Origin of the sequence: Paenibacillus mesotrionivorans, assembly GCF_046098205.1 — a bacterium.
In the GTDB taxonomy this organism is placed as follows: domain Bacteria; phylum Bacillota; class Bacilli; order Paenibacillales; family NBRC-103111; genus Paenibacillus_AR; species Paenibacillus_AR mesotrionivorans.
The window spans coordinates 99,513-124,793 of the sequence record NZ_JBJURJ010000010.1; the positions used below are offsets into that span (position 1 = coordinate 99,513).

Here is a 25,281-nt window from a genome sequence, read left to right on the forward strand (position 1 = left end):
AAATGGTTGTGGTAACCTCCATTTTTTAGAAAAGACGGTTTTTAACTTGGTTAAGAACGTTTATTGGTTAAGCAATCCCTTTTCTACTTCAGGATTTACTTTGAGCAGGGGTTGTTTATTCGTTTCTGTAACAGCTTTTTTTATGGAATCAAGTTTAACTTCTTTTGTAGGCTTATCATTAAATAAATCCTGTTGTGAGTTTTTGTTTTGATCGGCCGCATTTTTATTGCTATTTGAATCCACTTTCGGGGCGTTTAATTGGATAAGCCCCTGCTTGGGATTAATAATTGCATATGGTACGTTTGCCTTATATTTATCAAAGGCTCTTAAGAAAAGGATGTACTCCCCTTTTTCTTTTACAAACTCGACGCCGTCCGTAACGTATTGGGTTCCTTCGTAAAGTCCACCCTCCTGTTTGATCTCAATAAGATCACCACCCTTTACGTTACCCTTAAGAACCTCGGTTACTTTTACATCCGATAATGTGGCGATCTCATATAGTGGTGGTTGGTTTTCACTTAAGCTCATATTTCTTTTTACCGGATTTTTGACCTGTTCGACTACACCAACAACAATAAGATCAGAGTATAGTGCCAACTCTTCAATACTCTTAAAAGAATGCCAATCTGCGTGTGACTCAACAACAGGAGCCTTATTTCCTGATTTAGCTCCGCATGCCGAGATCGAAAACATCGAAATTACAATAATTATTGCCGTCATTATTTTAATATAAGAGCTGTTCACATGTATTCGTCCCTTCTAAATAAGAATTTCAAGGACTTAGGTAACCTCATTGAAAAAGTGTAGCAGCTCTGAGTGCCGGTCCACAAGTACTGGTGAAAATTAAAACCGCTGAAAAAAAGATGACCCCTTCAAATACCAGGAGTCATCTGCCTACCAACGTAGAATTGGCCGTCCCGCCTTTTACCCTTGCAGCTCCGTATAAATCTGGAAGGTCACGCCAAACTTATCCGTCACATCCCCGAAACCGGGGCTGAACGGCTCTTCCCTAAAGGGCATGTTGATGGTTCCCCCTTGCTGCAGGGCCTCGAAAATTCCCCGGGACTGCTCCACGTTGTTGGTTGTAATACAAATGGTTACCCGTTTGCCCGCTTCAATGGCCGAACCGCCAAAGGCATCCGAAAACATCAGCTCCGACTCTCCAACCTTCAATTTAGCGTGGGCCACAAGCTGCTTAAGCTCGTCGGTGAACGTCTCCGGCATGTCCGGCATATCCCCATAGGTGGCCAACGAAAGGACCTCTGCTCCGATAGCCTGCTCATAAAACCGGATCGCTTCTTTCACTTTTCCCTCAAGGGTGATATACGGGGTTAATTTTACAGTCATCGGTGAATCCTCCTTAGGCTTGAACGCCCATCTATTTTCACTACCATGAGTATAGACGAACGGGCTTAGAAGAAATCATCGGTCTACCGATTAATTTATTTTTGTATCCAAAAAGGGAGGCAGCCCAAACCGGCTGAATAATGCCGGATCGATAAAATGATGGAGATGCAGAATCCGGCCGTCCTTGATTTCCGGAATATGAATGGCCCAGGGGAGCAGCCTTCCATCATCTCCGGCAGGCACATACTGCGCAAATGCGGGGCAGCCCCCGTTCGCCCGCAACGGCAGCATTCGGGAGCCGAGACAGTGGCGGCGTGTGGTCTCATAGAACAAGGACATATCCGGCCTGCCGTTCACCCACATGACAAAAGGCGGCATGGACAAGCTGCCGTTCTCATGAAATAACGCCAACAGCGAATCAATATCGTATCTTTCGAAGGCCTCCACATAACGGGCCAGCAGCTCCTGATCCGCATCATCATCCAGCTCCTGCAGAGCTTCCGACCGGAGCTCCGCCTTCGTTAACGTTGCCCGTGCCCGCTGCAAGGCGCTGTTCACGGCAGCCACGGTCATCCCCATGGCTTCTGCCGTCTGAGTGGCCGGCCACCGGAAGACCTCCTGCAGGATCAGCACGGCACGCTGCCGGGGCGGCAGGGTCTGCAGAATTGCAATAAACGATAACCGAATGCTTTCTTTATTCACCACAATATCTGCGGGATTGCCGACAGAGTCCGGGACAGGCCATACCCAGGAGGCATTGGGCAGCTGTTCCTTAGGCTCGGTAATCTGCGCGGCAGGCTCCGACAGATCCATCGGAAGAGCCCGGCGCTTTGCACTTCTTAGCCGGTCGATGCAGATATTCGTCACAATCCGGTACACCCAAGCTTTGCGCGAGCCCTCCTGCTGCAGTTGGTCCCAGCTCTGCCAGGCACGGACCATGGCATCCTGCACCGCATCCTCTGCCTCGAAGATAGACCCCATCATCCGGTAGCAATATCCCACCAGTTCGGGACGAAGTTTCTCCATCCATTCCAATTCCCCATGCAGCAGGCTCATGCCTGTGTACCTCCTCGAATACCTATTCCACCTTCTTGCAGGGCAAATAGTAGCCGAAGGTGAAGGTGTTTTTGCCGTCTTCTTCAATATTCGCATATTTCTCGAAGGAATAGTATTCCATCGAAATACCGACAGCGGAATAATCAGGGGCATACCCGTTTGTCTTCATGATCTTCTCGGTTTTGCCGTGGGCTCCTTTTTCCAGGTGGGAGGTATTTCCTTGAATCCAGCCGATCCCCATCAGGCAATCCGGAATATCACGATACGCAAAGCCATCCGGAACGATCGCACCGGGCCGGGCCAAAATCCCCGCAATATAAACAAATCTATCCACCTGATTTCCGCTTTATATTCGATACCGGCCGCGGCATTCCTCCCACGCACAACCTGTTTTTTCCATGAGAAATCAAAAGGCCATCCTTCTGCACATTCAAGTGCATGACGGATGACCCATCAAGATACATTCCTAAAACGTTCTATGTCCATTCTTTTTCTCTGCAGGGCGCCTATACTTCATAATGAGTGCAAGAATGATAACAACTAAAACGAGAGACATGCTATTCGTGATGAGAAATGCATACCCCACACCTTCCATAGCCAAATGAACCCCATAAACCTCCATAAATCCGATTCCTGTAAACAACAGCAAAAAGGTATTCCTATTTAAGTCTTCAGCCGATTTCGTTCTTAACATCTGAATGATTTGAGGGATCCACCCGAAGGAAAGAATAACCCCGCCAATAAGCTGAAATAAAACAAAGAGCATACGTATCCCCTCCAATAAGAAATCATATGCTCCGGTAACCCGGTTCGTAACTCCCGCACAGCAATAGGAATGAACCTGTGAATAGGTATTCGCATAGGATGAAGGGATTCTATTATGAAGCTTTATGGAGGTTATATTCATGAGCCTTAGCACGCAATATCCTGTGGCACATCAACAGGTGCTTTATCAAGCCGACCCAAACGTTGCACAAAACTTAAGATCCATCCGGGACCGTCTACACCACATTTGCAGCACTCATATAAACCGGTTCGTCCGCATTCAGACATTGGATGGCCATGTTATTGAAGGTGTAATTTTGGGCTGTGACAGCGGTCATATTCATGTAAGAGTTTCAACCCAAGGGGGTCACCGGCCTTTTTACGGACCCAGCGACATGGCGATCCTTACATTAGTCCTCTTCGAATTGCTTGTTATCGTTTTGTTATCTTAGTGAGGAGGGAAAGCGATGGCATTTATGCCAGGTTATCAAGGATCTGCCGTACAGCTTCCCCCGCCCCCTTCCTACGCACCGCCAAAACCTGATGTCTCTTATATCGTGGACTGCGTGCAACAATATACTTATGTTTGGTTATGGAATGGGGACAGCTTCTGGTTTTACCCCATTAGCGTAGAGCAAAGCGGCATTTCAGGCTACCGGTGGAATGGGTTTTTCTGGGCGTATTACGGATTTGATCCGAGATTAATCAATGCTGTTTCTTGTCCGCCCATTCCTACCCTATACTAAACATAAAACGCCTTGTGCTTCGAAAACAAGCCAGGCGTTTTTCTATACATAGCTTTCGTAGTAGCAGGTCTTCTATTAATCTACAGCCAACAGGCTCCTGGCATTCAGACTAAAAATATGCTCCTTAATACGATCAGGCAGCTTTAAGCCTTCAATCCGCTCAATTTGTCTATCGATGCCGGCATAAGGCGTATCCGTCCCAAACACGATATGCTCATAGCCAAAAGCCTCAATGGCCTGCTTGATGTCATTGCCCTGAATCCGCTTGGAGCTGGAGGTATCGAAGTAGATATTCTTCAGGCTCACCCCGCTTGTGCTAAAGAGGCCGGTACCGGTTAAATGTCCGATAATAAACACCGCGTCCGGGTTTTCCTTGATGAAACGCAGCAGCTTCAGCACTTCCTTCTTGGAGTAAACATGAATGAAAACCGGCAGCTTATACGAGGTGGCCACATCTATCAGATGCTTAAACTCAACACCGTCAATCCGGAAGGGATTCCACGCTTGATGCAGCTTGATGCCTCCGGGCCGGCAGGTACGGAGGTTTTCCTCCAGACGCTCCATATGCCCGCCATCCAGAGGATCGACCCAGAGAAACGGGATCACCAGCTCAGGCAGCCGGTTCCTTAATTCGGAAACATACCGGTTCCCCTCACCGTCACCCTTCAGAAAATGCCGGTAAGCCAGTCTATTAAACCGGTTCATCATATAAATGCTGTCGGGCTTCTGGGTAAACGGCATATCCGGCGGGGTCTGGAGCGTCTGAATGTTCTTGGGGCTTGTGCATAAACCGATTTTCTCAATACCGTATTTCGCGGCCACCAGTTTCAGAGAATCAACGGTGCTGTACTCGCCAGCGGCATGGGCGTGGATATCAATGATCATACGAATCCTCCGTTTCACGGCATGTATCCATGGTGATCGGTCTGTGTTGGCGGTTTCCTTCATTTTCCTGCTAGGGGCCCTCCATTGCAAGCCCTTGTTACAAAAAAAAAAGCCCCATCCCGAAGAATGGAGCTTCAAAGGGCAAAGCTAACCATGGCAGCATTAGCGCAGGGTAATTGCCCGGTGCGGCTTGCTGTAGTGGCTTGTTCCACCTCCGCCAACAAGGACTCTTCCCCCCTTGTTAAAAACCAGAAGCTTCCGCGAATTGTCGGCTAACAGCACTTCGTTTTGGGCATTATCAGCCGTTGCACCCGGCTGGAATACACTTGATTTTCCACCCGTCCCGTTTGTTTTCTGCTCATGTGCAAGCCGCCTCCATATCCTTTTTGGAAGAAGAGAGGGGAACCTCTCCATCTATCTTATTCCTGAATAATAGAGAGGATTGGACTGCTCACATCCTTGAACGCTGCCCATGTTCGGGTTAGCAACAGTGTAAGCGTTATTCTCCCTTGCGGCTGCTGTAACGAGAGTGGGAACCGCCCAGGTACACGATCAGCTCCGCACGGCTCTTCAGCTCCAGCTTCTCCAGAATCCGAGACACATAATTTTTGACGGTGCCTTCGGTGACGAACATGGCTTCGCCGATCTCCCGGTTGCTTTTGCCGTCCAGCACAAGCCGGACTGTATCACGCTCCCTGGGGGTAAGCAGCGCCAGCGGGTCACCCCGGCCTGCTTCGGGCTCCCGGGGCAGGCCGTCCAGCACCCGGATAATGCTGGGCCGGGCTTTGGCGTCCAGCAGCATACCGCCGCCGCAGACGGTGCGGATGGCGGCGGCGATTTCAGCCGAGCCGGATTCCTTCAGCATATAGCCGTCCGCACCGTTGCGCAGTCCTCCGAACAGATAGGCCTCCTCGTCAAAGGTGGTCAGAATCAGGATTTTGACGGAGGGGTAAAGCTGCTTAACCCGCCGGGTTGCTTCAATACCGTCCATAACCGGCATACGCACATCCATGAGAAGTACATCCGGCGCCGGAAAACCGCCGGCCGCCAGCTCTGTCAGCCGCTCCAGAAGCTCCGCTCCGTCTCCCGCCTCCCCCACCGGCACCATATCCTCATGCAGGCTGAGGAGCATCTTCAGCCCCTCGCGGACCATTTCCTGATCATCGACAATCCACACCCGGATCATCGTACTCCCCCTTTAGCCGGAAGGCGCATATCCACCTGGAAGCCCTTCTCCGTCCCCCGGATGTCCACCCGGCCGCCGAGCTCTGCAGCCCGCTCGCGCATGCCCCTTAATCCGTCACCGTCTGCGGGGGGACCCGGTTCCTCCGCCCGGCCGTTATTGCGGATGCGGACCGCCCATTCCTCCGCCTCCCGGTTGATGCTTACCGCGAACTCTGTGGCGGCTCCATGCCGCACGCCGTTGGTGACGGCCTCGCGCACTGTGCTGAACACACATTCCTTCACCGGAATGTCCTCCGCTTCCATAGCTTCATTCATCGTCAGCTCAAAGGCAATCCCCCCGCCGCTGCCGTAATCGGCAAACAGAAGCCCCAGCCGATGGGAGAAGGTCCCGCCGGCCGCTCCCTCCTGCTCCGGCCGAAGGCGTTCCACCGCCTTGCGCAGGTGCACCAGACCGGAGCCCGTGAGCACCCGGGCCTTGGCGACCACCTCGGCAGACCGGGCCGGGTCCCGCAGCACCATCTGCTCGGCGTATTCCAGATTCATATTCAGCGCAACCAGCGTATGGCCGATGGAATCGTGCAGCTCTTGGGCGATCCGGTTACGTTCCCGGGAAACAGCCAGCTCCTCGGCAGCGGAGGCATACGCCTTCAGGCGGCGGTTGAGATCCCCCAGCTCCCGGTTAAGCTGCTCGGTTTTACGCTTCTCCTCAATGATGTTGTGGAACAGGTAGCCGATGGTTCCGGAAACCGCATAGTTGCTGAACAAGGAGGACCAGCTTGCCCAACCTGGATATATCAGCCATGGCAGCACATAAGCGGCGGCATGCAGGAGCAGCAGCCCCACAGGCCAGCCGGGATACATGATCATCAATTCAATCAGCAGCAGCATGGTATAAAGTGTACTGTCACTGAAGGGGGCGAGGCAGCCAAGCGCTCCGGCAAAAATCAGGCTGGCAGCGGTTGTGACTCCCCACCACCTGGCGGGAGAGAGGTGGCGGAAAAATTTAACCAGCTCGATTCCCACAGCGCACAGGCACAGGACCATAGGCAGTACATGTCCGGCGGGAAGCTCCTCCCGCTGCTGCACCAGGGCATATAGCACGGACATAAGCGCAAGCAGCTTAAAGGCCAGCAGAACAGATATGCGCCGGTTCTGTATAGACAGCATCCTCTCCATTCCAATCCCCCCCCAATTAGGTATTGTATCACAGTCACCCCCAGCCCCACAGATGAAGAAAGTCACCGGTGAAAGGATGGCTTTGGTGAATAGGAGTCTCCATATATCCGGTCTATACTGAAGCTGCATCCTCATCCTACGAAAAAAAAGGAGCGGCTTTCTCTCATGCTTGAATTGATCGAAATCAGCAAAACCTACGGCAGCTATACCGCCGTTGACCGCCTGTCGCTTAAAGTGGTGCCGGGCGAGGCGCTTGGTCTGCTCGGCCCGAACGGAGCGGGCAAATCCACCCTTGTTTCGATGATTGCCGGTATTCTTGCTCCTACATCAGGCCGAATTCGCATCGCAGGACAGGAGCTCACCCGGCACACCAAGGAGCTGAAGGCCAAAATCGGAATCGTTCCCCAGGATATTGCCCTCTATGAAGCCCTCACCGCCCGGGACAATCTGGAATTCTTCGGCTCTCTCTATGGCTTGTCAGGGCCCCTGCTGAAGGAGCGGGTCCGAGAGGCGCTGGATATTGTCAGCCTGACGGACCGCCAAAACGAGGACGTATCTTCATTCTCCGGAGGAATGAAGCGGCGTGTGAACATCGCCGCCTCGCTTATCCACCACCCCTCCCTCCTGATTCTGGATGAGCCCACAGTAGGCATTGACCCGCAATCCCGGCACCAAATTCTGGAGACGGTGAAAAGACTGAACCGTGAGCAGGGCGTCACCGTGATTTACACCAGCCATTACATGGAGGAGGTGGAGCAGCTATGCAGCCGGATCGCCGTGGTGGATCACGGACGGCTGGCCGCCGAAGGAACGAAGCAGGCCATTCAAGCCCGGCTTGGGCTGCCGCATCTGCTGACGGTAGGGCTGGCGGAATGCGGGCCTGCCGAGCGGGAGCTGGCCGCCGCATTGCCCGGTGTCCGTTCGGCGGAGCTGCGGGAGGGCAGGCTGGCCCTGCTGCTGGCCCCAAGCGAAACCGCTGCGGCGGATACGCTGGAGGCGCTGGCGAGGAAGGGGCTTAAGCCAACACGCTTCTCCTTCGAGGAAGCCAGTCTGGAACAGATTTTCCTGAACATTACCGGCGGTGCGCCGCGAGATTAGGAGGAAAACCCGATGCTTCGAAGCCCGCCATTCATACGGCTGCTGTTGCTGGATATACGGCTACTGGCCCGGTCCAAAATTTTTTATTACAAGCTGATTCTGCTGCCCCTGGTGTTGGTGTTTATTCTGGGCAGTATGTTCGGGGACGGAGCCGTGCAGCAAGCGGCACCCGCTGCGGCGCCCGGGATTCCTGCGTCTTTGGCGGCTGTGCTGAACGTAGAGCAGGTTGCCGTTGTGGCCGGACCGCTGAACGCTGTGCAATACGAATCCGTAGCCATGATGGTGATGTTCTCGATCCTGACAGCCTTCGAGCTGGCCCACAGCATCGTCGACGACCGCCTGAAGGGAACGCTGGGACGAATCCGCTCCTCTCCTTTGCCGGTTTGGGAGTACAGCCTTGGAAAGCTGCTGGGCATGACATTGGCGGTATGCGTTCAGATGACGGTGGTTATGGCCGGCGCACGGCTTTTGTTCGGCGTACATTGGAATCACGTGCCGGGTGTGCTGCTGGTTACCCTTGCTTACGGGCTGGCCATCGGCGCCATTGTATTATGCTGCGGTCTCGCCGCCGGAAGCCACAGCGCCATTTCGTCCATGTCAACGCCCATACTCTACGGCTTCAGCTTCCTGGGAGGCAGCTTCATCAGCAAATACAGCCTTCCCGACGGCCTCCGCCGCATTCAGGAGCTGCTGCCCAACGGCAAGGCGCTGAATGCGTATCTGGCCCTGCAGCGGGGCGGCGGCCTCCGGGATATCCGGGGGGATGTGCTGACACTGGTGGCGTTGTCGCTGGTTTTTTTCACCGCTGCATTCTTCATTTCGCAAAAACAAGGAGGCTATATCCATGCCGCTGCTGTGCATAACCGGCAAACAAATCAAGCTGATGTGTAGGAACCGGGCAGCGCTGCTGGCTCTGATCGCTGCACCGCTGCTGCTGGCTTATCTGTTCTCCTATTCCGCAGCTGAACCGAGGGCGTCCCTCTACACGGCGGGTCTGGATGGCAGCAGCCTCTCCAAAATCCTTCTGGCCCACCTGGAGCAAGACAAAACCGTCAAGGTGGTGCCTGCTGCAGAGAAGCTAATCCGCAGCCGCATTGCAGACGGTGAGCTGGCGGCCGGGCTTGTCATTGACCCCGGCTACGGCGGCTTGGCGGCTCGAGGAAACACCGGCCAGCCTGCTGCGGCCAAACCGCCGCTTCGCCTGCTGGTTGGCCAAGCGGACAGCAGCATTGCCGTGTTGGAGGCGGCCATAACCAAGGCCGAAGCGGCCGTGGCCGCCGGAACACTCCCAGCAGCCTCCGCTAGCGGCCACACCTCCGATGCCGCTGAGAAAACAGCTGCCGGGAAATTGGCTTTGCCCCGGCTGAACGGCTTTATGGCCATGTTTCTGTGGGCTGCCGCCTTCCTGGCCTTCCGCTCACTGATCGATGAGCGGGAAAACCGCACCGCTGAGCGGCTTCTGGCCTCGCCCCTGCCCTATTGGCAGCATATGCTCTCCAAAATCGGCGCCGGGCTCGGCTTTGGCCTGCTGATGATCGGGCTGGTTTGGGGAGGCGGCCGGGGCCTGCTGCACATTGGGATTGGAGGGGGTGCAGCTGCGGAGCTGCCCCTTTGGGCCGCCTACTGGTGGGCGCTGTCGGGAATCTCCCTGGTGCTGGCCTTGCTGGCCCGCAGCCACCGCAGCTTTACGGTGTTCGGCTCCATCGCAACGGCCTTGGCCGGGATACTGGGGGGGGCCTTCTTCTCCATCGAAAAGGCCTCCGCCCCAGGCTGGATTTATGGGTTGTCACGGCTTGTTCCCGGAACATGGTTGACCCGCAGCCTCCAGGCGCTAAACGGCGGGTCCTCCTCCCTGCAGTCTCAATGGCCCACCCTTCTGCTGCTGGCAGGCTTAGGCACACTTTGTATGTTTGCGGCCCTGCTGGTCGCATCCCGCAATATGCGCCTTGGCTTCCGGGCGCAGGAGAGGAGTTTATCATGATCCTCACTCTGAGCGTGGCCGAGCTGCTGCTGGGGCTATTCATCAATATCCGAATCGGACGCCTCGCCGTGGCTCTCTTCCGCAAGGACGGCACCTCCTCGCGGCTGCCCCTGCGGGTCCTTGGAATTTTCCTGCTGATCAATGCCGTCTCCCGGATTTTCCATATCTAAAGACGTAATCCCCAAAAACGCCCTGTGCTTCGACAAGGAAGCAGGGCGTTTTTCTTTTACCATCGATTAAAGCTGCTTAGCTACGTCCGGGTAACCCCTGGCTTGGTCCTCGTCCGGAACAGTCCCGCCCCCAGCCCTCCAATGGCTCCAAGCAGCGCTATGCTCCAGCCGTCGAAGGTTGGCCGGGATAAATCCGGGGACAGATACGCTCCATGCTGATGGAGTTTGTTATCCACATACCGGGCTAACTCAAACTTCCCGTGGCTAATGCTCCACTTCTGCTGACGGATGGCGGCACGCAAGGGTTCATTGGCTTCAATAGTTTTGTCCAATACCGCCTCCAGGCTCTCCAGCTTGACGTAATAATGCTTCCCGTTGGCTGCAGCCTCCGAGGTCTCCTTGGTCTGAAACGGTCTGACATACCGCCAGCCCTTCTCATACGTAGGGTAGCTGGTATAGCCGTAACCGGTTTCATAGAATGCCGAGCCTTTTGTCCCCTCCGGAATAGCGGTGATGGTGGTGCCTTTGGGAATTTCCAGGGCAGGCGCTTCTCCGCCGGCGGGGATATTTTCGTAATAGTGCAAGGCCACAGGCGACGGTATCCGATGAGTCAAGGTATAAGCGGGTTCTGCGGAATTCCCGGAAAAATACGAGGCATATTCAGCCAGGTCCATTTGCTCCAGAGGAATGCCTTGCTGATACGGGCTGGCGTTGGCCGCCGGAGAGAAATCCTTCCGCAGCTGATTATTATGATATAGCGCGTCCCCTGTCCGGTACACAAAAATCCCAAGGAGAATCACCCCCACCACCATACCACCCCACTGAAGCAATCGTTTCGAAACAGGCAGAATCCGCATGTTGTCCTCCTCTTTTGTGATCTTTATTCCGTAACTCTTTTCAGTTCAAACTGCGTTGCTTCCAAAATCAGAATGAGCCTGTTTTCATTGATGGACATAAAGCTCATTGGTATCCCAAACCCCGTAGCGGAGTCGGATACACCGATGAGTTTGACCTGATCATTAAAATTCAAGCTTGGCATATCCATTTTTGTCAGCCGGTAAAAAGCATCCTTGTTGTAGCATACGTTTTGAATGTTATATTGCGGATTTTGCAATTCATATTGATAAACGTCATATTGCTGAAACCCTTTGGAGGAGAAAACATGTTCATTGATCATCAGCTCATCGCCGATAACCTGCTGTCCCTCAGGATATTCGGAAGCATCATTATACGAATCGGCGAAACCCAACAGCCTTTCCACCTTCCAGGTTCCGTAGAAAAATTCCGCGGTTTCACGATCCCACTCCATCGTTCCCGCACAATACTCCGATGAATGATCCGGCGCAGCCGAACCGGCAGGAATCACTCCGGCCTCCTCGCCCGACCCAAACCAATACGACAGAGACGTGAACAGAGCCAATATCACCTTAACCATCTTATCCTCCTCTGATACCGGACATAAATACCAACACATATCTGACGTTTTTTCCTTTATGTAAGTTGCGGCTTTTTTGTATGTTGACCGGGCGGCGGACGGCGGAGCTATAATGGGCACAGATCTGATTCTATCGTAAGGGGTGCTCCGATTGAACACAACGCTAGATTTACTCCAAAAGCTGATCCTGGTTGAACATGAGTCTCATACCATCCGTTTATGCGGCCCAACCGCCAATCAACTTACCGTAATCCATTGTCCGGAAGACATAGAGCTGGAAGGCCAACCTACCCGGGAGGAACAGGGCTGGGTAATCACCCTGCGGGCCAACAGCAGAAGAACGGCCTACCTCAGTCTGACGGTGGAGCTCCGGCTGGACGGAGAAACCCGGCTGCAGGATATTCCAACACGGATTTTTGGCAGGAAGGAGCACTTCCTGTGTATGGTGACCACCTCCAATTTCCATTGGGGTTACAATCCAAGCAAGGTCAAGGAGATTGAACGGACCGGTGAGCCGCGGCTTCATCATGTTTACGGCGACCCTGTCATGTGCCACGGCCATGCGCTGGATTCCTCCATATACATGGCGGAGGGCTGTCACCAGTATGAAGCTCCTGTAACATGGCTGATCGATGCGGATGTAGCCCAGGCCGGGGCGGAGCTGTTAACCGGCTGGCATCAGGCTTATGGCGACGATGTGGGTGTGCTGCCCAGTTCATTTTTTCACCATAATCCAGTGAACTACAATGTGGACGCTACGGTGGAGGAGACGGCCCGGATGCTCAAGCATCACCGGGAAGCCATCAAGACGGCCATGTCCCGCCAAGGCTGGCTCATGCATCCGAAGATACTGGGTGTAGACCAGTGGGTAGGCGGCATCGGCAGCAGCTTCCTACAGGCGGCCAAGGAGCTGGAGTTCGGGGCCATCTGGGGAATCTGCTTCGATCATGAAACCTGTGACAGCAGCATGTACCATGAAGGTGCCCCCTGGGATGCGTACCGGCTGCGGGAGGATAATTTCCGCTATCCTACGGCCGAGAGCGGCGCATTATGGGCATTTGCCTGGACGTCGAGAGATTTGGTCAACAGCTTCCTGGAGTATCCCGGCGCATCCGTCTATTACAGCACCGATCCGGACGATATCCGGGTGGCCGGCATTATGGACCAGCAGGAGGATTATTGGACAAGGATTCATGAGGGGTTTGTGAGCAATGCGCATAACGATTTTACCTGCTTCGTTATTCATAACGAGGATCATGATGCCCACAGGGAATCGTCCCAGCATTATATCGGGCATTATCTGTCCCAGCTGCCTGAGGGTGTTGTAGCGGTAACGCTGGAGGAGGTCCGTCAATGGCTGGAGCTGCGTTATCCTCATGGACAGCATCCTTCCCAGCTCCTGGAGCTGGCGGACCCGTTAACCTGCCATGATGCGGTTGCCGCTAAGCGTCATAAAGGCAGCCCTCCCGCCCATTGGGGACAAACCGATGGACATAATCCGGGAGTGCTGTGTTATTACGGCGCGGATGCCCGGTGGATGGCCGGGGAAGGGGAGCAGACACCTGCACAATATATCGACTACGGAGCAACGGTTGGTTTTGCGGAAACGGGCACCAGCCCCAAGAAGCCAATCCCGATATTGACTGACTGGCAGGAAGCTGTTGAGCTTACACCCGAGGGTGAGGTGCTGTCCGTAAGCTTCACCGCAGACTTGGAGTTCAGCAAGCTTCCCCTCATCTGGTGGGACCGTCCCGAGCTGGCCGGGGACGCCTGTACGACTCGAGCGGTGATCTGCTACGTTGACGTTGTGAAGGGGCGGAATGAGTGCACCGTTATGATGAAACAGCCGTAAGAGCTGCTTTGAAGATATGACTCATCAAACGGGCAGAACCTTGGGTTCTGTCCTGTTTGGTGTGTCCAGCTTGGCGGATAGAGACGCTAACGAATCTATTGTGAAGAGCGTTCAGGGACGCGCACGCGGGAACGTGACTCCCTCCCTCGTCCGAAATGCAGAAGTGCATTTATTTTGTAAACAAACCTTCGTTTTTTCTTCTATCCCTGCAAAAGTGCAGTTATTTTCGTCAGATGGGTGTACGATGGAGCCTGCGGCGGAAATTAGATGCACTTTTGCATTCGGGGCGCAGGGAGCGGCGGAAATCCGGTAGAATAGATGTACTTTTGCAGGATAGTAGTGGGTTAAATTGGATATTAAACGTTTATGAGGCACACGAGTGGAGAAGGTGTTTTAATTGTTGCCCACTTGATCATGTTCTACAGCTTCGTTAGCCTGGAGCTTGCAGCTGTAAGACATTCGTAATACTTCGTTTAGGGAATCGTAAGCTCTCTTCTTTATCCTAATCCATGTAAGATACCAAACCAATGGAGAGTGATAAGGATGATGAAAGCAAACAAAGGCAAGACGCTGATGATGATGGCGGTATTGATGCTGTCCCTGGCCTTTTCGGGCTTCGCCCACGCCGCAGCACTGAAAACAATGAAGAGTGACAGCGGAATGGAGCTTTTTCATCTGAGGCAGGCATCGGAAATGTATGGCTACAGCATCGAATGGAATGACCTGGAACGATCCGTAACCTTAGTATATATGGATAAAATGGACGACAGCATGATGGGCGACGACACGATGATGAAGGACGACAAGATGATGGACGACGGCTCCATGATGAAGGACGACAAGATGTTGATGCCAGCGGGGAAAATGATTAAGCTGTGGATTGACTCCAAGGAAATCATGATCGATGGCATGAAGGTCACTTTGGATACAGCCCCAGCCATTTATGATGGCAGCACCTATGTGGTGGAAGCGCTGATCACACAATACATGAAGCCTGCCATGGCCATGAACTGAGGAAAGCTGAGCTGAACCATCCTCTTATGATATGATGGTGTCAAATTCAATTTCCGGAATTTGGGGTGGTTCAGCATGAAGGAACGGGTGCTGGTTGCAGATGACGATACGAATATTACCGATGTTTGCCGCAGGTATCTGGAACGGGAGGGGTATCTGGTTATCACCGCCAAGGACGGTGTGGAGGCCCTGGAGCTTTGGCGCAGCCAAACGCCGAACCTGATTGTGCTTGACCTGATGATGCCCCATAAGAGCGGTTGGGAAGTCTGCAACGAAATCCGGCAAACGGAGGATATCCCCATCGTGATGCTGACCGCCCGCGGTGAAGAGCAGGACCGGCTAATGGGACTGACCATGGGTGCAGATGATTATTTGACCAAACCCTTCAGTCCAAGAGAGCTTGTGCTGCGGGTCAGGGCAATTCTGCGCCGGATGCGGTATGTCCAGGCATCGCCAGCCACTTCAGCAGAACACACCATCAAATGCGAGGGACTTACCATTGACGTGGCCAAGCGCAAGGTGGAGATCAGCGGGCAGCCGGTTGAATTGACCGTGACGGAGTTCGAATTGCTGTACCTGCTTGCCAGCCATCCCGGCCAGGTTTTTTCCCGGACTCAGATTCTGAGTAAGGTGTGGGATTTCAGCTACGAGGGAGATACAACCACGGTTACCGTGCATATCCGGAGACTAAGGGAAAAAATCGAGCAGACCCCCTCCGATCCGAAATTCATCAAGACGGTCTGGGGAATCGGCTACAAATTTGCGGGTGATGGCAGCTCATGAAACTGCGTACGTACTTACTATTGTCCAGCCTGACCGGGATTGGCGTGCTGCTCATTTGCCTATTTATCAGCTATTCCAAAATGCTGCTCTCCATCGAGCAATTCTATTGGCTGTCCGGTGTTACGGCCGGAGTCGGCTTGCTTTCTTTTATCCTCCAGCACCTGTTGACGAAGCCTCTTGAAAAATCCATTGAACGGATCACCCAGCAGACAGTGCGGATTGCCGAAGGGGATTTCCATACCGGGGTCCCCTTAGTCGGCCCGCAGGAGTTTAAGCTTCTGGCTCAGCAATTTAATGGAATGAGCAGCAAGCTGAAGGAAAGCTTCGATCATTTGCACCACTCCGAATCCGCCCGGCGGGAGCTGATCGCCAATGTCTCCCACGATTTACGGACACCCTTGGCCTCCATTCAATCCTTTGTTGAAGCGTTGGAGGACGATGTGATCAAGGATGAGGAAACCTTTCAGCGTTATCTCAATACCATCCGGCTGGAAACCAAACGATTAGGCGGGCTGATCCAGGACTTGTTCGAGCTATCCAGCCTGGAGGCCAATGGTGAAATATTCGAGCCTGTTCCAAGCCATGCCGATGAGCTATTAATCAGCACCCTGGAGAGTTTCTCCTTTCAACTCGCCGAGAAAAAACTGCAGGTCGAGATTGAGCTGCCGGATAAATTGCCCGCTGCCCTTATGATGCCTGCCCAAATGAAGCGGGTCCTGTCCAACCTATTGCAGAATGCCATTCAATATTCACCTGTTGAGGGTAAAATCGTTTTGGCCGCCGCTCTGGAGGGCCAATTCCTGCGGATTTCCGTTACGGATGAAGGCCAGGGCATCGAAGCGGCGGAAACCTCGCGGATCTTCGAACGATTCTACCGGGTAGATAAGTCACGCAGCAAGAATAACGGTGGCGCCGGGCTGGGCCTGGCCATTGCCCAATCGATTGTAGAGCTCCACGGCGGTGAAATCGGGGTGTACAGCACCAAGGGGGCGGGCAGCTGCTTCTGGTTTACCCTCCCGATTTATAATAGCCGATGAAGCATAGCATGTCAGAAATCAGGAGGTGCCTCCGATGGCCGGTGATGCGGTATTCCTGTTTGGGGTGTTTGGTGCGGGGCTGTTATCGTTTTTTGCGCCATGCATTCTGCCATTGCTTCCGGTCTATGTATCCTTCTTGTCCGGAAGTATAGCCGGCAGTGCGGATCAGAGAGGGCATGGCAGCTCCTCCCCTCCCCTTCGGCCGGTATTTATTGGGCGGACCCTATTGTTTGTCCTTGGTCTGTCGGTGGTGTTTATTCTATTGGGTTTTGGTTCCGGCATATTGGGCAATGTCATTTCAAGCCCGAGGTTCATTGCCATTTGCGGAGCCATCGTGATTCTGTTCGGGATTTATCAAACGGGATTGATCAAGCTGTCCTGGCTGGAACGGGAAAGAAGGTTGTCCAGCACCCGTATTCAGAAGGGTGGCTATATAGGAGCTTTCGTGCTTGGCCTGACCTTCAGCTTCGGATGGACGCCTTGTATCGGCCCCGCGTTAGCAGCTATACTCAGCATCGCTGCAGGTGAAGGCTCTCCCGCATATGGGGGCTTTCTCATGCTCCTGTATACCCTGGGTTTGGCCATTCCCTTTTTATTATTGTCAGTATTTTCTGAATTTTTATTAAAGAGCTTCCGCCGTGTATACCGTTACATGGGGGCAATCAAAGTTGCTTCCGGCTGTATGCTGATTGTAATGGGCCTTCTGCTTATGACAGACAAACTGAATAACATCGTGAGCTGGTTTCAATAAAAGGATGGGGGAGTGAGTTATGAAGAAGGCGTGGCAACGGATGGGAATTGTGCTGGTTGCAACAGGACTGTTATCTGTTTTGGGCGCATGCGGCTCGAAACCTATGACCCAATCCGCCGGTATGGGGTCACCGGCCTCTTCGCCAGCTATCCTGAACAAAGGTGAGGCGGCACCCAGCTTTGCCTTAACCGATTTGAAGGGCGGCTCCCATCGGCTGGCGGATCTCCAGGGGAAGAAGGTATACGTGAAATATTGGGCTTCCTGGTGCTCCATTTGTCTGGCGGGTCTGGGGGACTTGAATACCTTAGCCGGCGAAACCAAGGATTTCGAGGTGGTAACCATCGTTACACCAGAGTACAAAGGGGAAAAATCCGCCAAGGAATTTACCGAGTGGTTCAACCGGCAGCCCTATGAGCACTTAACCGTGCTCCTCGACGAAAATGGCGTCTGGGCCAAACAATTCCAGGTCAGAGCGTATCCCAGCTCCTATTATATCGGCTCCGACGGGATTCTGGCGAAATCGCTTCCGGGCCACGCATCCAATGAGCAAATCATCGATACCTTAAAGGGTATAAAATGAGGAAGGAGGAAGGGTCATGAAACGTACTGTACTTGGTTTATTCCTCCTTGCCCTGGTTATGGCCATCTCCGCTTGCGGCAGTAGAGGCGGCAGCCATGCAGCTGCTCCTTCCCCCCGCTCTGTCAAAAGCATGACTATACCGGAGGAAAATCTGCGGAGCCTGTATCTGGCAGGTGGCTGCTTCTGGGGAGTGGAGGCCTATATGTCCCGCATTCCCGGAGTTCAGGATGTCACCTCGGGTTATGCCAACGGAACGGGCGAGAATCCCTCCTATAAGGATGTGATCCGCGGAGACCGGGGTTTTGCCGAAACGGTTCATGTGAAGTACGATCCGGCACAGGTTACTCTGCAGACTCTGCTTGATTACTATTTTCGGGTGATTGATCCGACCAGCGTCAATAAACAGGGCAATGACAGAGGCATCCAGTATCGTACGGGTATCTACTACACCACCCCTGCAGAAGCGGAAGTCATTCAGCAGGCAGTGGCCCGAGAGCAGGGTAAATATGACAAACCCATCGTAACGGAGGTCCTGCCTCTGCAAAACTATTATCTGGCGGAGGAGTACCACCAGGATTATCTGGTGAAGAACCCCAACGGCTATTGCCACATCGATCTGAGTATTCTGGATGGGCAGGAGCTGTCCATTGATCCCGCCTTATATCCGCGCCCCACCGATGAGCTGCTGAAGGAGCGGTTAACCAAGGACCAGTACGCGGTAGCGGTCAAAAATGACACGGAGCATGCCTTCAGCAACGAATATTGGGATAACTACGAGCCGGGTCTGTATGTGGATGTTGCCACCGGCGAACCCCTATTCACCAGCCAAGATAAGTATGATTCCGGGTGCGGATGGCCCAGCTTCACCAAACCCGTTGCCCCTGAGGTTGTCACCTATAAAGAGGATACCAGCTACGGGATGATTCGCACCGAGGTAAGAAGCCGGGCCGGTGATATCCATCTGGGCCATGTATTCAATGATGGCCCCAAGGACCGCGGCGGCAAACGCTACTGCATCAACAGCGCCTCCATCCGGTTCATTCCTCTTGAACAAATGGAAGAAGAGCATTACGGTTATTTATTGTCAGTTGTGGAATAGAAGCTTCGGTAATAAAAAGAGGGAGTCCGGCAGGTCAGATTCTACTGACATGCCGGACTCCCTTTATATGTTGGTCACCTTTTTTAAATCAAACCGGATTCCTTCAATAACCGCTTCACAATTGTGGCCACTTCTGCGCGGGTGATGGACGCCTGCGGAGCAAGCTCATCCGCACTCCGGCCGGTTACCAGACCTGCTTGAAGGCTGGCTGTAATGCCTGTTTTCGCCCAATCGGACACCGCCGCGGCATCGGCGAAGGGCTTCAGAAGCTCGCTGATTTCTTTGGCCGGCAGTTTATCTTGCAGCTTGGTTACCGCCATGGCTCTTGCGATAATCAGCATTGCCTGCTCCCGGGTAATCTTCTCATTCGGCCGGAAGGTGCCGTCCTCGAAGCCATCGATGAGCTTGTAGTTGGAAGTGGTTTGAACTGCAGTGTAATACCAATCCGATGCCTGCACATCAGTGAACACCGCAGAGCCGCCCACCGGCTTCAGCCCTAGTCCCCGCATCACAATCGCTGCAAACTCGGCACGGGTAATCGCTGCATCCGGATTAAACAGACCGTCCCCTACTCCATTTACTACCAAGCGGGAGCCCATGTCATTGACATCCTGTTGAGCCCAGTGCTGCTCCACATCCTTGAACGTAAGCGGATGCCAGATCACCGAATACATGCTGTTGGTCAAGCTGTTGATTTGCGCGTAATACTTGCCGCCAATCACGGTTACCTTGGTGGGCACATGACGGACAGAGCCGTCTGCTTCCGTTACAATCCCTGTGGTAATCTTATTGGGATCGATTCCTTCAGGCAGTGCAATGGTGCGTTCGACATAAGCGCTAAACTTGGTGACTTCGACGGTTTGACCCTCATAGGATGCCTCTACCGTAAAGTGAACCGGAGGAGCAACCAATGTAAGCCCATTTTGTCCGTTCGCCGTTTCTCCTACCTTCAGCATTGCGGCTTCCGGTTCGGCAATCCGAATCTGCACCTTAATCTCTTCCAGGGCTGCTGCAGAGCCCAGCTGCTTCGAAATCGAAGCGATATCCACCTGAACCGAAGGAATGGTATAGCTGGCAGTTCCCGTTTGGACCACCAGAACGGCCTGCTTGTCCTCCATGTTCTTCACCATCTGGCCGTTCAGTTCACCAACAACCACATCAGACTTGGCGGATACGGGAATGGTCACCACCGCACCTTGACCTTCTGCCTGAAGCTTGTCCTCCAATTGCTGCGGATTCACTGTTATGGTGGTTACCGTACGGTCTCCCTCTGTAGAAGAGGCGCTTTTGCCAATCTTCTCCTCACGGCCATTGACCAGAACGATGACAGCGTCATTGGCTGGAACCGGAGCACCGCCTGACTGGTTGCCGGAAGCGACACCCGGACCATTGTCGGTGTTATCATCAGAACCCCCGTCGCCGTCACCGCTGCTTGAATTCTCCGTCCACTTGGCATACAGTGTAACATCACCGGTTACCACGTCCGTATCGAAATTCCATGCTACAGTTCCCGCCGCATCCTTGTACCAGCCCCCAAACGTATAACCGGTTCTTTCCGGATCCTTCATTTTGGGAACCTTGGAGCCATGGGAAATCCCTACGTAATAATTCTTTCCATCCTGAACATGATACGTTACGTTGTAAGCCGGCAGCTCAATAATAACCTTTGCCACATGGCTGGTTGCCGTTGTTGGCTCACCGGCAGCAGGATTCGTGCTGGTTACGATCACATAGTAGTAGAAGATTCCTGCTGTATCTGTCGGCACAGCAAATGTACTTTCTGTCGCACCCTCGATCATAAAGGCACCGTTGGTGCTGGGGGTATCGTTGCGGTACCATTGGTAGCTGAGTTGCCCGTCATCATTGCTCTTGGCGGTTACGCTCAGAACCGGATCGGCATCCCCTACCTTCACGGTGCTGCCCACCGGTTGACTCATGATGGTCGGCTCTGCCGCGTTCACCACTTCTTCTACCGTCACCTTCACAAAGGCGCTGATCACCTCCGCCGTTTTGTCGCCGTTGGCCGCATTCTGGGTGTTCGTGACCACCACGTAGTAGTAACGGTCGGACTCATTCTCTGTCGAGACGGTGTAGCTGCTGCCCGTTGCACCCTCGATCATAAAGGCACCGCTGGTGCTGGGGGTATCGTTGCGGTACCACTGGTAGCTGAGTTGTCCGTCATCATTGCTCTTGGCGGTTACGCTCAGAACCGGATCGGCATCCCCTACCTTCACGGTGCTGCCCACCGGTTGACCCATGATGGTCGGCTCTGCCGCGTTCACCACTTCTTCTACCGTGACCTTTACAAAAGCGCTGATAACCTTCGCCGTTTTATTGCCGTTGGCCCCATTTTGCGTGTTGGTCACTACCACGTAGTAGTAACGGCTCGACTCGTTCTCTGTCGAGATGGTGTAGCTGCTGCTAGTGGCACCCCCGATCATAAAGGCACCGTTGGTGCTGGGGGTATCGTTGCGGTACCATTGGTAGCTGAGCTGCCCGTCATCATTGCTCTTGGCGGTTACGCTCAGAACCGGATCGGCATCCCCTACCTTCACGGTGCTGCCCACCGGTTGACCCATGATGGTCGGCTCTGCCGCGTTCACCACTTCTTCTACCGTGACCTTTACAAAAGCGCTGATAACCTTCGCCGTTTTATTGCCGTTGGCCCCATTTTGCGTGTTGGTCACTACCACGTAGTAGTAACGGCTCGACTCGTTCTCTGTCGAGATGGTGTAGCTGCTGCTAGTGGCACCCTCGATCATAAAGGCACCGTTGGTGCTGGGGGTATCGTTGCGGTACCACTGGTAGCTGAGTTGTCCGTCATCGTTGCTCTTGGCGGTTACGCTCAGAACCGGGCCGATATCTCCTACCTTTACTGTTGCTCCGGTCGGCTGCGTTGTAATGGATGGCGCCAAGGCTGGAGCAGCCAGCTTCTTAATCAATCCGGCATCAATATCGCATACATACACCTCTCCATTGCCAGCCACAAACATGCCATAAGGAACAAAGAATTCATCCTTTATACTCACATCAGTCCACTCGTTCCCTGACAGCTTCCTCACGACGGAATTGCCGGAGTCGGCGACATAGACATCCCCACGGCTGTCGACCCCGATCCCCTTCGGATTAAGAAAAACAGCTTCACCTGTAATATCCACCCAAGAGGAGCCCGACAGCTTTTTAACCCTGTTGTTATGATCGGTTACGTAAATCGTTCCATCATGACCTACTGCTAAGCCGGCAGCATTGATGTAAGAATCCGTAACATTCTCCCATTGGTCCCCCACAAGCTTCATAATTCTGCGGAACTCTGTATCTGCCGCGTAAATATTCCCTTGATTGTCTACGGCCACATCCACCGGGTCGGAAAGTCCTTCGGCGATAATGGCTCCCCAACCTCCTTCGGAATACTTCAAAACCATACTGGAACTCTTCATTATCAAATAAAGAGCCCCATTGGAGTCTGTTGTGATACCGGTAATCTGTCCAACAGGCGGCGTAATAGCTTGCCAGCCTCCGTCGGCAACCCTTCTTTTAAGCTGATGGGCATCCGCTACATACAGTGTCCCGTCGTTACTTGCCGCTACGTCAATGGGTCCGTTAACGGGTCTGTATCCCGTAATATCAATCCAGTCGCCCGTTACAGGTGCCGCCTTGATCGTTACCTTAGCTATACTGCTGTAGGTTGTGGCAGATTGGCTGCCCAATGTATTCTTCACGGCCACATAATAGTACATAACCCCCGCTGTATCCGCTGCCGGCTGGTAAAAATCCGCCGTTGCATCTTCGATCAGGGTGGCATTCTCCATACTTTCCACCGTGTTGCTGTACCACTGATAGCTTAATGCTCCGGCATCGCTTTTCGTTGCGGTTACACCCAGGGTAACAATATCACCTGCATACACGGTATCGCCGTACGGATGATTAAGAATAGTGGGCGAAGCCGCAGGCACCGGCGGATTAACCGTTACGGCTGCAATATGGCTGGTTGCAAGCTTTGTTTGAGCTCCCGTAACCTCTGTATTCGTGTTTTTTACAACCACATAGTAGTAGGTGGTCCCTGCTGTTGTGGTCAGAGGCTCGTAGCTGCTGCCTATGGCGCCGGCAATCGCTGTGCTGCCGCTGGTGCTGTTCTCCGTATTGCTGTACCACTGGTAGCTCAAGATTCCGCCATCGGTTACGTTTGCTGCTACGCTCAGGGTGGGGCGTGCGTCCCCAACATTCACCGCAGCACCCTCCGGCTGAGACGTGATGGAAGGTGTCGCCGCATTCACAACTGTGCTGGCCACAGTCAACTTTTTGATCTTCTTGGCCATTGCGTCGCTGACATACACATTTCCGCTCTTGTCTGCCGCTATACCGGCGGGCATCATAAATTCTCCAGGACTGCTGAGGTCTGTCCAAATGCCGCCGGACAGTTTTCTAACAATACCATTGATGGTATCCGCAGCGTATATATTCCCGTTGTCATCCGCTGAGAGCATAATTGCGAAGATGAACGGGGTTGAGCCTGTAACATCTGTCCAAACGCCGCCAGACTGTTTTTTAATCCGGTCATTATCCGCTACGTACAGATTCCCTTCAGAATCTACCGTTACTGCGGTGGGTTTACTAAATCCGGCTGTACTGGCGATGTCCACCCAGCGGTCTTCCACCAGCATTTTTAAGGAAGTAAAGTTATCCGTTACATACACGTTCCCGTTTTTGTCAACGGCCACATCCGATGGGCGGATTAAGCCTGACGGATCCAGACTCGTCCAGGCTCCGCCAGAAAGCATTGTGATCGAGGGGCCATTCGCATCCAGGACATACAAATTTCCGTTGGTGTCCATCGCGATATCGTTGAATCTTCCCTCGTTGCCCTCCAGACCGCTCATCTGCGTCCACACGTTGTCCAGCAGCTTCTTCACGGTGTTGTTTCCGGCATCCACCACATGTAGAATCCCGTTGTCGTCAATGACCAGTCCACCCAGACCGGAAAAACCGCCCGAGTTGGTAATATCTGTCCAGCCTTGTGTCACAGGCTCTGCACTCACTGCTACAGCTGCAACACTGCTGGCCGCCTTGACGGTTTGAATGCCCGTTACATGGGGATTCGTATTGGTGACAACCACATAATAGTATGTTGTCCCCGGCGCAGTTGTAGGCGCAGTATAACTGCTCTGTGTGGCACCGGGAATTTCCGTCCACCCGGAAGCACTGTTCGTCGTGTTGCTGTACCATTGGTAGCTCAGCGTGCCGCTGTCGTATACGGCTGCCGTTACGTTCAAGCTTAGACCTGCGGTCCCTGTGGTCACCGTAGCACCTGCCGGTTGTGTCCCAATGGAAGGCATGGATGCGTTATTCGTGGCCGTTAACCGTTTAACCTTATTGTTCTCACTGTCTGACACGTAAACCGTGCCTGCCGGGTCTACTGCTATACCTGTCGGGTACCTGAAGCTCCCGCTTCCGGTGAGATTCGTCCAAACGCCATTGGACCATTTTTTGACTTTGTTATTGCCGCTGTCCGTCACATAAAGCTCCCCGATGCTGCTTACGGCCACCCCTCTGGGCTCCTGCAGCTCGCCGCCGGTAACCTCGGTCCAACTTTCCTGAACCAGTTTTTTGACGGTGTTATTACCCGTATCGGCCACGTAGACCATTCCGCTTTCATCGACAAACAAACCCTCGGGGTATTGGAAGAGTCCGTTATATGTAATATCCACCCACTTTTCGTTAACCAGCTTTTTAATTTTGCTGTTGAAGGTATCTGCCACATATACAGTCCCATGGCTGTCTACGGCTATGCCAAAAGGACCGGAGAAGCCTTCCCCGTTGGTAATATCTGTCCAAACATTATTGGAGAATTTTTTGATCAGGTTATTAAATGTATCCACTACATACATGTTGCCGTTGCGGTCTATTGCCACAGCTCTTGGGTTCAATAGCCGGATGGCTACTTCTTTCGTGGTCCAATGGCCCATAGAGAATGTTTTGATTTTGTCGTTATTGCCATCAACTACGTACAAATTACCACTGGCATCCATTGTCATTCCGTAAGGATTATTAAAATCTTCTTCACCGTTGATCACGGTCCAGCTGTATCCCTCATCGATAATAGGGTCTACATTCGCATGAGCAACTGGAGTCAACATCGGTGTTACGGTAGAAACAAACATCATGAATCCCATTACCATAGCTAACAGCCTTCTGTAACCTCTTGCATGCTGCATTCATTTCACTCCCGTTTCACACTTTTACTTTGTAAGTCCTTCTACAAAGTTCACATTCCATTCTACCGACAGCGTCTTGCAAAATTCTCACAAACCCCCGCTAAATTCC

Annotated in this window: 23 protein-coding genes and 1 pseudogene; 12 read left to right on the forward strand and 12 right to left on the reverse strand. The window is 53.2% G+C overall.

Annotated features, from left to right (window positions below):
- Positions 1 to 60 precede the first annotated feature (60 nt).
- The 5 genes from ACI1P1_RS16270 to ACI1P1_RS16290 all read right to left on the reverse strand — a co-directional run bounded on the left by ACI1P1_RS16270 (position 61) and on the right by ACI1P1_RS16290 (position 3,169).
- Positions 61 to 744 (reverse strand): hypothetical protein, encoded by a 684-nt coding sequence (locus tag ACI1P1_RS16270; protein ID WP_416217477.1) that lies wholly within the window; start codon positions 742 to 744, stop codon positions 61 to 63.
- Between the two features lie 180 nt (positions 745 to 924).
- Positions 925 to 1,347 (reverse strand): VOC family protein, encoded by a 423-nt coding sequence (locus ACI1P1_RS16275; RefSeq protein ID WP_416217478.1) that lies wholly within the window; start codon positions 1,345 to 1,347, stop codon positions 925 to 927.
- Positions 1,348 to 1,437: 90 nt separating this feature from the next.
- Positions 1,438 to 2,403, reverse strand: a complete 966-nt coding sequence (locus ACI1P1_RS16280) for a sigma-70 family RNA polymerase sigma factor (RefSeq protein WP_416217479.1) — start codon at positions 2,401 to 2,403, stop codon at positions 1,438 to 1,440.
- A gap of 22 nt (positions 2,404 to 2,425) precedes the next feature.
- The gene (locus tag ACI1P1_RS16285; protein ID WP_416217480.1) at positions 2,426 to 2,737 is read right to left on the reverse strand and encodes a hypothetical protein; all 312 of its coding nucleotides are present in this window, start codon (positions 2,735 to 2,737) and stop codon (positions 2,426 to 2,428) included.
- 132 nt (positions 2,738 to 2,869) lie between these two features.
- Entirely contained in the window at positions 2,870 to 3,169 is a 300-nt protein-coding gene (locus ACI1P1_RS16290; RefSeq protein ID WP_416217481.1) for a SemiSWEET family sugar transporter, read from the reverse strand.
- Positions 3,170 to 3,635: 466 nt separating this feature from the next.
- On the opposite strand from ACI1P1_RS16290, the gene ACI1P1_RS16295 reads away from it, so the two are divergent.
- Entirely contained in the window at positions 3,636 to 3,914 is a 279-nt protein-coding gene (locus tag ACI1P1_RS16295; protein WP_416217482.1) for a transporter, read from the forward strand.
- A 75-nt stretch (positions 3,915 to 3,989) separates the two neighbouring features.
- On the opposite strand, the gene ACI1P1_RS16300 is transcribed toward ACI1P1_RS16295, so the two are convergent.
- The 4 genes and pseudogenes from ACI1P1_RS16300 to ACI1P1_RS16315 form a co-directional block, all read right to left on the reverse strand.
- Positions 3,990 to 4,799: an amidohydrolase family protein gene (locus tag ACI1P1_RS16300; protein ID WP_416217483.1), complete on the reverse strand. Its 810-nt coding sequence runs from the start codon at positions 4,797 to 4,799 to the stop codon at positions 3,990 to 3,992.
- Between the two features lie 162 nt (positions 4,800 to 4,961).
- Positions 4,962 to 5,161, reverse strand: a pseudogene (locus ACI1P1_RS16305) (hypothetical protein).
- Positions 5,162 to 5,298: 137 nt separating this feature from the next.
- Positions 5,299 to 5,982, reverse strand: coding sequence for a response regulator transcription factor (locus ACI1P1_RS16310; RefSeq protein WP_416217588.1), 684 nt, complete (start codon positions 5,980 to 5,982; stop codon positions 5,299 to 5,301).
- On the reverse strand, positions 5,982 to 7,160 hold the full coding sequence (locus ACI1P1_RS16315) for a sensor histidine kinase (protein ID WP_416217484.1): 1,179 nt from the start codon (positions 7,158 to 7,160) through the stop codon (positions 5,982 to 5,984). Before ACI1P1_RS16315 ends, ACI1P1_RS16310 begins: the two co-directional genes overlap by 1 nt.
- A 165-nt stretch (positions 7,161 to 7,325) precedes the next feature.
- On the opposite strand from ACI1P1_RS16315, the gene ACI1P1_RS16320 reads away from it, so the two are divergent.
- From ACI1P1_RS16320 to ACI1P1_RS16335, 4 genes are read left to right on the forward strand one after another with little or no spacing between them, the layout of a single operon-like run.
- Positions 7,326 to 8,258 carry an ABC transporter ATP-binding protein gene (locus ACI1P1_RS16320; RefSeq protein WP_416217485.1) on the forward strand — a complete coding sequence of 311 codons (933 nt, stop codon included), beginning with the start codon at positions 7,326 to 7,328 and terminating at the stop codon, positions 8,256 to 8,258.
- A gap of 12 nt (positions 8,259 to 8,270) precedes the next feature.
- A complete protein-coding gene (locus tag ACI1P1_RS16325) occupies positions 8,271 to 9,149 on the forward strand; it encodes an ABC transporter permease (RefSeq protein WP_416217486.1) in 879 nt (292 codons plus the stop codon).
- On the forward strand, positions 9,103 to 10,239 hold the full coding sequence (locus ACI1P1_RS16330) for an ABC transporter permease (protein ID WP_416217487.1): 1,137 nt from the start codon (positions 9,103 to 9,105) through the stop codon (positions 10,237 to 10,239). The genes ACI1P1_RS16325 and ACI1P1_RS16330 overlap by 47 nt, the downstream gene beginning before the upstream one ends.
- On the forward strand, positions 10,236 to 10,409 hold the full coding sequence (locus ACI1P1_RS16335) for a hypothetical protein (RefSeq protein ID WP_416217488.1): 174 nt from the start codon (positions 10,236 to 10,238) through the stop codon (positions 10,407 to 10,409). The genes ACI1P1_RS16330 and ACI1P1_RS16335 overlap by 4 nt, the downstream gene beginning before the upstream one ends.
- Before the next feature lie 80 nt (positions 10,410 to 10,489).
- Here ACI1P1_RS16335 and ACI1P1_RS16340 read toward each other — a convergent pair whose 3' ends face one another.
- Together ACI1P1_RS16340 and ACI1P1_RS16345 are read right to left on the reverse strand one after the other, a co-directional pair.
- The gene (locus tag ACI1P1_RS16340; protein WP_416217489.1) at positions 10,490 to 11,266 is read right to left on the reverse strand and encodes a hypothetical protein; all 777 of its coding nucleotides are present in this window, start codon (positions 11,264 to 11,266) and stop codon (positions 10,490 to 10,492) included.
- A 23-nt stretch (positions 11,267 to 11,289) separates the two neighbouring features.
- Positions 11,290 to 11,775 (reverse strand): hypothetical protein, encoded by a 486-nt coding sequence (locus tag ACI1P1_RS16345; RefSeq protein ID WP_416217490.1) that lies wholly within the window; start codon positions 11,773 to 11,775, stop codon positions 11,290 to 11,292.
- A gap of 220 nt (positions 11,776 to 11,995) precedes the next feature.
- Between ACI1P1_RS16345 and ACI1P1_RS16350 the strand changes: the two genes are divergently transcribed.
- The 7 genes from ACI1P1_RS16350 (at position 11,996) to msrB (ending at position 18,960) form a co-directional block, all read left to right on the forward strand.
- Positions 11,996 to 13,696, forward strand: a complete 1,701-nt coding sequence (locus ACI1P1_RS16350; protein WP_416217491.1) for a hypothetical protein — start codon at positions 11,996 to 11,998, stop codon at positions 13,694 to 13,696.
- Between the two features lie 543 nt (positions 13,697 to 14,239).
- On the forward strand, positions 14,240 to 14,710 hold the full coding sequence (locus tag ACI1P1_RS16355; protein ID WP_416217492.1) for a stalk domain-containing protein: 471 nt from the start codon (positions 14,240 to 14,242) through the stop codon (positions 14,708 to 14,710).
- Between the two features lie 75 nt (positions 14,711 to 14,785).
- The gene (locus tag ACI1P1_RS16360; RefSeq protein ID WP_416217493.1) at positions 14,786 to 15,493 is read left to right on the forward strand and encodes a response regulator transcription factor; all 708 of its coding nucleotides are present in this window, start codon (positions 14,786 to 14,788) and stop codon (positions 15,491 to 15,493) included.
- Positions 15,490 to 16,530 carry a sensor histidine kinase gene (locus ACI1P1_RS16365; protein ID WP_416217494.1) on the forward strand — a complete coding sequence of 347 codons (1,041 nt, stop codon included), beginning with the start codon at positions 15,490 to 15,492 and terminating at the stop codon, positions 16,528 to 16,530. Before ACI1P1_RS16360 ends, ACI1P1_RS16365 begins: the two co-directional genes overlap by 4 nt.
- A gap of 34 nt (positions 16,531 to 16,564) precedes the next feature.
- Positions 16,565 to 17,281, forward strand: coding sequence for a cytochrome c biogenesis CcdA family protein (locus ACI1P1_RS16370; RefSeq protein ID WP_416217495.1), 717 nt, complete (start codon positions 16,565 to 16,567; stop codon positions 17,279 to 17,281).
- Positions 17,282 to 17,300: 19 nt separating this feature from the next.
- Positions 17,301 to 17,861, forward strand: coding sequence for a redoxin domain-containing protein (locus ACI1P1_RS16375; RefSeq protein ID WP_416217496.1), 561 nt, complete (start codon positions 17,301 to 17,303; stop codon positions 17,859 to 17,861).
- Positions 17,862 to 17,877: 16 nt separating this feature from the next.
- Positions 17,878 to 18,960 (forward strand): peptide-methionine (R)-S-oxide reductase MsrB, encoded by a 1,083-nt coding sequence (gene msrB, locus ACI1P1_RS16380; RefSeq protein WP_416217497.1) that lies wholly within the window; start codon positions 17,878 to 17,880, stop codon positions 18,958 to 18,960.
- An 83-nt stretch (positions 18,961 to 19,043) separates the two neighbouring features.
- On the opposite strand, the gene ACI1P1_RS16385 is transcribed toward msrB, so the two are convergent.
- Positions 19,044 to 25,172, reverse strand: a complete 6,129-nt coding sequence (locus ACI1P1_RS16385; protein ID WP_416217498.1) for an S-layer homology domain-containing protein — start codon at positions 25,170 to 25,172, stop codon at positions 19,044 to 19,046.
- Positions 25,173 to 25,281: the final 109 nt, after the last annotated feature.

Coding starts and splice junctions, on each gene's coding strand:
- ACI1P1_RS16275 (WP_416217478.1), bottom strand. CDS start 1,347: ATGACTGTAAAATTAACCCCGTATATCACCCTTGAGGGAAAAGTGAAA.
- ACI1P1_RS16280 (WP_416217479.1), bottom strand. CDS start 2,403: ATGAGCCTGCTGCATGGGGAATTGGAATGGATGGAGAAACTTCGTCCC.
- ACI1P1_RS16290 (WP_416217481.1), bottom strand. CDS start 3,169: ATGCTCTTTGTTTTATTTCAGCTTATTGGCGGGGTTATTCTTTCCTTC.
- ACI1P1_RS16295 (WP_416217482.1), top strand. CDS start 3,636: ATGGCATTTATGCCAGGTTATCAAGGATCTGCCGTACAGCTTCCCCCG.
- ACI1P1_RS16300 (WP_416217483.1), bottom strand. CDS start 4,799: ATGATCATTGATATCCACGCCCATGCCGCTGGCGAGTACAGCACCGTT.
- ACI1P1_RS16315 (WP_416217484.1), bottom strand. CDS start 7,160: ATGGAGAGGATGCTGTCTATACAGAACCGGCGCATATCTGTTCTGCTG.
- ACI1P1_RS16320 (WP_416217485.1), top strand. CDS start 7,326: ATGCTTGAATTGATCGAAATCAGCAAAACCTACGGCAGCTATACCGCC.
- ACI1P1_RS16325 (WP_416217486.1), top strand. CDS start 8,271: ATGCTTCGAAGCCCGCCATTCATACGGCTGCTGTTGCTGGATATACGG.
- ACI1P1_RS16330 (WP_416217487.1), top strand. CDS start 9,103: ATGCCGCTGCTGTGCATAACCGGCAAACAAATCAAGCTGATGTGTAGG.
- ACI1P1_RS16335 (WP_416217488.1), top strand. CDS start 10,236: ATGATCCTCACTCTGAGCGTGGCCGAGCTGCTGCTGGGGCTATTCATC.
- ACI1P1_RS16340 (WP_416217489.1), bottom strand. CDS start 11,266: ATGCGGATTCTGCCTGTTTCGAAACGATTGCTTCAGTGGGGTGGTATG.
- ACI1P1_RS16355 (WP_416217492.1), top strand. CDS start 14,240: ATGATGAAAGCAAACAAAGGCAAGACGCTGATGATGATGGCGGTATTG.
- ACI1P1_RS16360 (WP_416217493.1), top strand. CDS start 14,786: ATGAAGGAACGGGTGCTGGTTGCAGATGACGATACGAATATTACCGAT.
- ACI1P1_RS16365 (WP_416217494.1), top strand. CDS start 15,490: ATGAAACTGCGTACGTACTTACTATTGTCCAGCCTGACCGGGATTGGC.
- ACI1P1_RS16370 (WP_416217495.1), top strand. CDS start 16,565: ATGGCCGGTGATGCGGTATTCCTGTTTGGGGTGTTTGGTGCGGGGCTG.
- ACI1P1_RS16375 (WP_416217496.1), top strand. CDS start 17,301: ATGAAGAAGGCGTGGCAACGGATGGGAATTGTGCTGGTTGCAACAGGA.
- msrB (WP_416217497.1), top strand. CDS start 17,878: ATGAAACGTACTGTACTTGGTTTATTCCTCCTTGCCCTGGTTATGGCC.
- ACI1P1_RS16385 (WP_416217498.1), bottom strand. CDS start 25,172: ATGCAGCATGCAAGAGGTTACAGAAGGCTGTTAGCTATGGTAATGGGA.